This is a genomic window from Alcanivorax sp. HI0083, from assembly GCF_001635175.1.
Genome location: NZ_LWFX01001278.1, coordinates 1 through 5,486, shown reverse-complemented (window position 1 = coordinate 5,486; position 5,486 = coordinate 1). Strand labels below are relative to the sequence as shown.

The window sequence follows — 5,486 nt, the reverse complement described above, 5'->3', positions numbered from 1 at the left end:
TGCCCAGCTGTTCGCCCAGGATAGACACCACCTCGTACTCGAACACCCCAGGAAACCCTTGCGGGCCATACCAGTAGGGTTGCACCTGTTTCCAGATATCGGGGATGAAGTCACACAGGGTGCTGATCAGCTCAATGCATCCATTACCCCAGATCTCCAGAAGCCGGGTACCGCGCTCCTTGTTCAGCATCACCCCTTCATGGAGAAAGGCGCCCCAGATGGCGGCCAGATGCGGGGAGAGGGGTGGCGCAGAGAGTCTGGCTTCCGGGTTCACACGGCTATCGTGATTACGTTCTGTCATGGTCAGGCTCCAAACAATAAAAAGCCCGACCGGCACAGAGCGGGTCGGGCTTTAGTCGAGGAAAAAGAGTGAGTCGGGAATCAGTCAGGTCACCAGTTCCAGAGTCTGGCTCAGGGCCCGCTGCTTGATCTGGGCACCCTTGCCGAACCAGGCGGAATCCAGCCGGTTGTCGGTGCTGCGGGCGCGACGTTCGTGGTCCACGAACTCGGTGACTGCATTGAGCAGGCCGTAGGCCGTGTTCTTGGCTGACGGCAACTCTGCGCCGCGACCGGCCCCGTCATACAGCGCCATAGCCTTCTTCATGGCCTGTTCGTTGGGCTTCACCAGCATGTCCCCAGAGGAGTAGTTCACATCGGTGAAGACCGAACGCATGACCTTCTCGGCGGTCTTGCGGGTGATCCGTCGTTCGCTCAGCGCTTTCAAGCGATACATGAAGTCATCCCAGGCAGAGACGGAGATACCCAGCTGTTTCTTGACCGCCTGAGCATCGAAGGTGGTGTTGTGCCGGACTTTCACCGCCTGGCCGGCGCCATTGAGGGCTACCGCCAGGGTGTTGTTGCACACCACCCGGATGCTGGTGAACTGGGCAGTGGTCGCCAAGGTACCGTCACAGGCGGTGGCCAGCAGCACATAGCCGTTGGTCTGGTCATTGCCAGCCAAAGAACCTGTTTGCCCGGTGCGGGCCAGCGCCCAGAGCTTGCGGCCACCTTTAAGGACGCCAGCGGTTTCCAGTTCAAAGCCGGAGCGCTCGGTGAGGTCCCGGTAAAACTCCAGGATCTGCCGGGGCTGAACCACCTTGAAGCGGTTGCTCACTACGGACAGAGGCGCCTGATTATCTGATCGGAACAGCACCTTCTGATCCGGGAAGGATGAGATCTGTCCCAGGGATCCAGCCTCGCTGCTAATGAAGCGAACAGGAGTCTCACGGATCTCCCAGTCCATGCCGGCTTCCTGCATCCAGACATTGAGGGGCTGTTGGGCGGCGAGCTGGTTGCCCAGCCCGTGCCAGGGGGTGCGGCCTGCATAGGCCATGCTTTCGACAAGATGTGCCATGGTAAATCTCCAAGAAAAACGGTGAGCCCGAAACGGGCGGATTGGCGAATGAGAAGAGGGGGTGAGTCAGGGGTAGAGCAAAAGCAGAAGAGTGAAGGCTTAGAGCCAGCCACGCTGGGCCAGGCTGACCCACTCGGAGCGGGACACGACGAAGTGATCCAGTACCCGTACATCGATCAGGGCCAGAGCGTCCTTGAGTCGGGTGGTGATGGTGCGATCAGCCTGGGAGGGCTCACAGCACCCGGAGGGGTGGTTGTGGGCAAAGATTACGGCAGCGGCATTGCAGGCCAGCGCCTGCTGTACCACTACACGGGGATACACCGCCGCGCCATCAATGGTGCCGTTGAACAAGGGCTCGAAACTGAGCACCTTGTGTTTGTTGTTGAGGAAGATGGCCGCGAAGACCTCGTTTTTTTCCTGGGCCAGAGCCATCTGCAGGAACTGGGCAACATCGGTGGGCGCAGTGAGCGTATCTCGACCGGTGAGTTCATCCAGTAGGATGGTGGCCGCCGTACTGACAATCTCCTCGGGTTTAACACAGCCCTGCACGTGGTACAGGCCCTGCTCGTTCTTCACGAAAGTGGGAATATCCATAAAAACTCCAAAACGGCATAAAAAAGCCCGCACAAGGCGGGCTCTGGTATGTAGTGAAGGGGGGGCAAGTGCGAAATACGGGTTAATCGGTGTCGAGTCGAAAGGTGTGGCCGCAAGCCAGGCACTTCAGGTTGTCGAGAAAGGTTTGGTCGAGCTTGTCACCGAGAGCGGCACCGGCCTCTCCGCCGGCAACACCTCCGATCAGGCCGCCGATCACGGCACCGGCTATGCCGCCGAGCAGCGATCCTCCAGGGCCCGCGACATAGCCCAGCGTCATACCCACACGAGCGCCACTTGTGGCCGCCGCAACTCCACTCGCGGCACCCGCGGCTGTGCCGACAGAGCCGCATACCCTGCGCCCGGTGTGGAGCGCCGCTATCCGGATAGATTGGCAGCTGGGACATTGAATGATCATTAAACCTCCATGAAATGGGACCAGGAGGGTCATTCCTTCCTGGCTTCATGGGGGTGATATGTAGGTGAAAAAATCTGGAATCGAGACGTAGACTAGGTAACAGAAATGAAATTACTAAGTGGGAAGTCAGTTCAGGTGTGTGAATCGCCACCGGTTTGCTAGACACCTTTCAGCCATACAAAATGGTGGCCGCCGTACTGATAATCTCCTCAGGATTAACGTAGCCCTGTACGTGGTACAGGCCCAGCTCGCTCGAATATCCATAGAAACTCCAAAACGGCATGAAAAAGCCCGCACAAGGCGGGCTCTGGCATGCAGTGAAAGGGGGGGGGGGGTATAAAATTCATGATCAAAAGCATCGGTTTGCTGTTTTGGGTTGCAAGTAGAGCAAGTAGTGTTAGTGGGTGTAGATTCAGTATCCTTCAGGAAAAGCTCATTATAGAGCGGTCGAGATTGAACAGGCTGGACGAGACTCCAAATCATCATCCCAACTATTGATGAATTTGACTTGAAGCATAGAGAATGGAGGGTGAAGGTGTCAGTTGTCTGACCGGTCGCCGAATCGATCAGAACCAGGGATTACAACAACTGCAGTAAGGCCTCCTACCTTACTGGACGTGTAATGAACCAGCCCCTGATAACGCTCAACTATCGCGTGGACAATAGCCAGTCCCAGGCCATGACCGGGTTTTTGCTCGTCCAGTCTTAATCCCCGCGTGCCCAATTTTGAGCGGGCTGTCTCTAAGACGCCGGCCCCATCGTCGCTGATGATAATTTTTAACTGGCCTTGATCTTCACCCAGGGTGAGCTCCACCCAGCGGAACGACCATTTGCCTGCGTTATCCAGCAAGTTGCCAAGGATTTCGTTCAGATCATGCTCCTCGACAGGCCAGCGACGGTGTTCAGGCAGATATGTTGATAGTTCAAAAGATTTATCGGGGTAGAGGCGGCCGACCATCCACAGCAGGTCCCGGGCCTGTTTGACCGGGCAGGCACTTTGGCCGACCTGTGGGCCTGCAAACCGGCTTCGCCGCATTTCTGACTCAAGCTGAGCATCTATGTCGTCGAGGCGCGACGCCATTTCCCGTCTCAGGTTCTTATCGAGCGGGCGGCTCGTGTCTTCCAGGATCTGTCTGACAGCCGCTATGGGCGTTTTCACACTGTGGGAAAGGTTGGCAAGGGCGTCACGGGAGCGTTCCAACCGGTCATCCAGTGAATCCAGCAGTCGATTGAGTTGCCGGACGAGGGGCCGGAATTCTTCCGGGCCATTTGCGTTAATACGGGAAATATCGCCTGACTGAAGTCTTTTCAGGCTCGCCTGAAGGCCCACTACTGGCCGCAGGGCCAGACTGATGCCCACCCATATGCTCCCGATCATCAGAATGACCAGTAAAACCGAAACGACGGCGGTCCAGGTGTGGAGTTCGGCCTGACTTTGCTGCAGTGCCTCCATATCCTCAGCAACAATGACCACGAAGGAATTTCCGTCGACCGTGAAGGCACGGCGATACCCCAGCATTTCGGAAGGCGCAGCGGGCACCTCAGCATCCCGGACTCTCACGGCTCCTTCCTGTTCGGACGAGAGCAATGGCCTCAGCAGCGGTGTCCAGGTTTTCGGTGAAATGGACTGCCCGGACGGAGAGGCAATGGCGAAGGCGTGGTGGAACACTTCCTGAAAGTAGTCGCCGGTCTGGAGTGTGTCAGTTCGGCCGCCGGACTGGCGGATCTGGTGTTCCAGAAAAGCCACCTCGTCTTTCAGGCGGCTTTCTACAAAGTCCGTGGACATCCTCTCCAGCAAGGCCCCATGGATGATCCAGGCTAGCGCCATCAGGCCAATACCGGCCGGAAGCAGCAGAATCAGGAGCATCGCCCTGACTGAGTGAGGTCTAGCGGCTATCGGCATCGAACAGGTACCCCTGACCGCGTCGGGTCTTTATGGTGTCCGGACCCACCAGCTTCCTGAGCCGCCGTACATAGGCTTCGATAACATTCTCGCTGGGTGTGTCGTCGAGGCTGTATAGCTGGTCCAGAAGCTGCTCTTTCGAAAAAACCTGCCCGGGTCGACTCATCAGACAGCGGAGCAAGCGGAACTCCGTACCGGTCAGGCTATGTTCGGTCTGGTCACCGGATCTTAACGTCTGGCGATTTTCGTCCAGCTCGAATCGGCCCGCTGTCAGGATATCCATTATTCGACCTTCGCTTCGCCGGACGATGGCGTGAAGCCGGGCAATCAGTTCTTCGGTCTGGAAAGGTTTCGCGAGGTAATCATCGGCGCCGGCCTTAAGTCCATTGACCTTGTCCTTCCAGTCTCCTCTGGCGGTCAGGATCAGCACCGGGAAGCTGACCTTATGCGTCCGCCACTGCCTCAGTACGTCCAGACCGTTGCCGTCGGGCAGGCCCAGGTCAAGAATACCGGCCTGGTAGCTTTCCTGCTGCCCGAGTTGCCCGGCGTCCCGTGCTGTACGGGCGGTATCCACGCTGAAACCGGCCTTTTCCAGATGGGCGCTTAGCCCGTTCGCCAGTAGGGAATCATCTTCCACCAGAAGTAATCGCATTCCTGATTTGCCTTCTCAATTTGAGGATCAAAGCCCGTCAGTATGGTTGTCCAAGCTGAATTGTGCCTGAACGAAAAAAATAATTCCGATTTTCAGCATGGATTCAGGTTGCTGAGCGATGGTAGCAACCGTTTCTGGATATTGCTCAAGTTTTGAGTGAGACAACCCGGCCTCCAGGGCCAAATCTGTTCAAGGGAGAAGATATATGACCATATCAAAATTTCTCGTTGCTGCTGCGGCTATCTCATTGTCGGCGACCGCCTTTGCCGCTGGAACCCATGGTGGAGGCCATGGTCACGGCGCTGCGAGTGGTGAGCCCGGCAAAGCCTCAGAGGTCAGCCGAACCATAACAGTCGAAATGTACGACAACTACTATGAACCGGAATCAATCACCGTAAGCCCCGGGGAAACGGTGCGGTTCATGGTGGAGAACAAAGGGAACCTCGTTCACGAGTTCAACATCGGCACACCTGAGATGCATGAGGGGCATCAGGAGGAAATGATGATGATGGTAGAGCACGGCGTGATTCAGGGCGGGAAGCTGAATCACGACATGATGAGCATGGAC

The 5,486-nt window shown here is 56.9% G+C and carries 6 protein-coding genes and 1 pseudogene; 1 reads left to right on the top strand and 6 read right to left on the bottom strand.

Features of this window, described 5'->3' with window-relative positions:
* The 6 genes and pseudogenes from A3754_RS27930 to A3754_RS18910 form a co-directional block, all read right to left on the bottom strand.
* Positions 1–301 (bottom strand): annotated as a pseudogene (locus A3754_RS27930) (hypothetical protein); the annotation flags it as partial.
* A gap of 84 nt (positions 302–385) precedes the next feature.
* Positions 386–1,354, bottom strand: coding sequence for a DUF932 domain-containing protein (locus A3754_RS18930; RefSeq protein ID WP_063508769.1), 969 nt, complete (start codon positions 1,352–1,354; stop codon positions 386–388).
* Positions 1,355–1,453: 99 nt separating this feature from the next.
* Positions 1,454–1,948 carry a RadC family protein gene (locus tag A3754_RS18925; RefSeq protein ID WP_062817356.1) on the bottom strand — a complete coding sequence of 165 codons (495 nt, stop codon included), beginning with the start codon at positions 1,946–1,948 and terminating at the stop codon, positions 1,454–1,456.
* Between the two features lie 82 nt (positions 1,949–2,030).
* Positions 2,031–2,225: a hypothetical protein gene (locus A3754_RS28600; protein ID WP_230457875.1), complete on the bottom strand. Its 195-nt coding sequence runs from the start codon at positions 2,223–2,225 to the stop codon at positions 2,031–2,033.
* A 676-nt stretch (positions 2,226–2,901) separates the two neighbouring features.
* Positions 2,902–4,230, bottom strand: a complete 1,329-nt coding sequence (locus A3754_RS18915; RefSeq protein WP_197468715.1) for an ATP-binding protein — start codon at positions 4,228–4,230, stop codon at positions 2,902–2,904.
* Positions 4,231–4,249: 19 nt separating this feature from the next.
* Entirely contained in the window at positions 4,250–4,918 is a 669-nt protein-coding gene (locus tag A3754_RS18910) for a response regulator transcription factor (RefSeq protein WP_063520939.1), read from the bottom strand.
* 205 nt (positions 4,919–5,123) lie between these two features.
* On the opposite strand from A3754_RS18910, the gene A3754_RS18905 reads away from it, so the two are divergent.
* A partial coding sequence (locus A3754_RS18905) for a cupredoxin domain-containing protein (RefSeq protein ID WP_063520938.1) occupies positions 5,124–5,486 on the top strand: 363 nt, incomplete at its 3' end.

What these genes read in the sequence shown, in the direction of transcription:
- A3754_RS18910 (WP_063520939.1), bottom strand. Translation starts at nt 4,918, where the DNA reads ATGCGATTACTTCTGGTGGAAGATGATTCCCTACTGGCGAACGGGCTA.
- A3754_RS18925 (WP_062817356.1), bottom strand. Translation starts at nt 1,948, where the DNA reads ATGGATATTCCCACTTTCGTGAAGAACGAGCAGGGCCTGTACCACGTG.
- A3754_RS18915 (WP_197468715.1), bottom strand. Translation starts at nt 4,230, where the DNA reads ATGCTCCTGATTCTGCTGCTTCCGGCCGGTATTGGCCTGATGGCGCTA.
- A3754_RS18930 (WP_063508769.1), bottom strand. Translation starts at nt 1,354, where the DNA reads ATGGCACATCTTGTCGAAAGCATGGCCTATGCAGGCCGCACCCCCTGG.
- A3754_RS28600 (WP_230457875.1), bottom strand. Translation starts at nt 2,225, where the DNA reads ATGACGCTGGGCTATGTCGCGGGCCCTGGAGGATCGCTGCTCGGCGGC.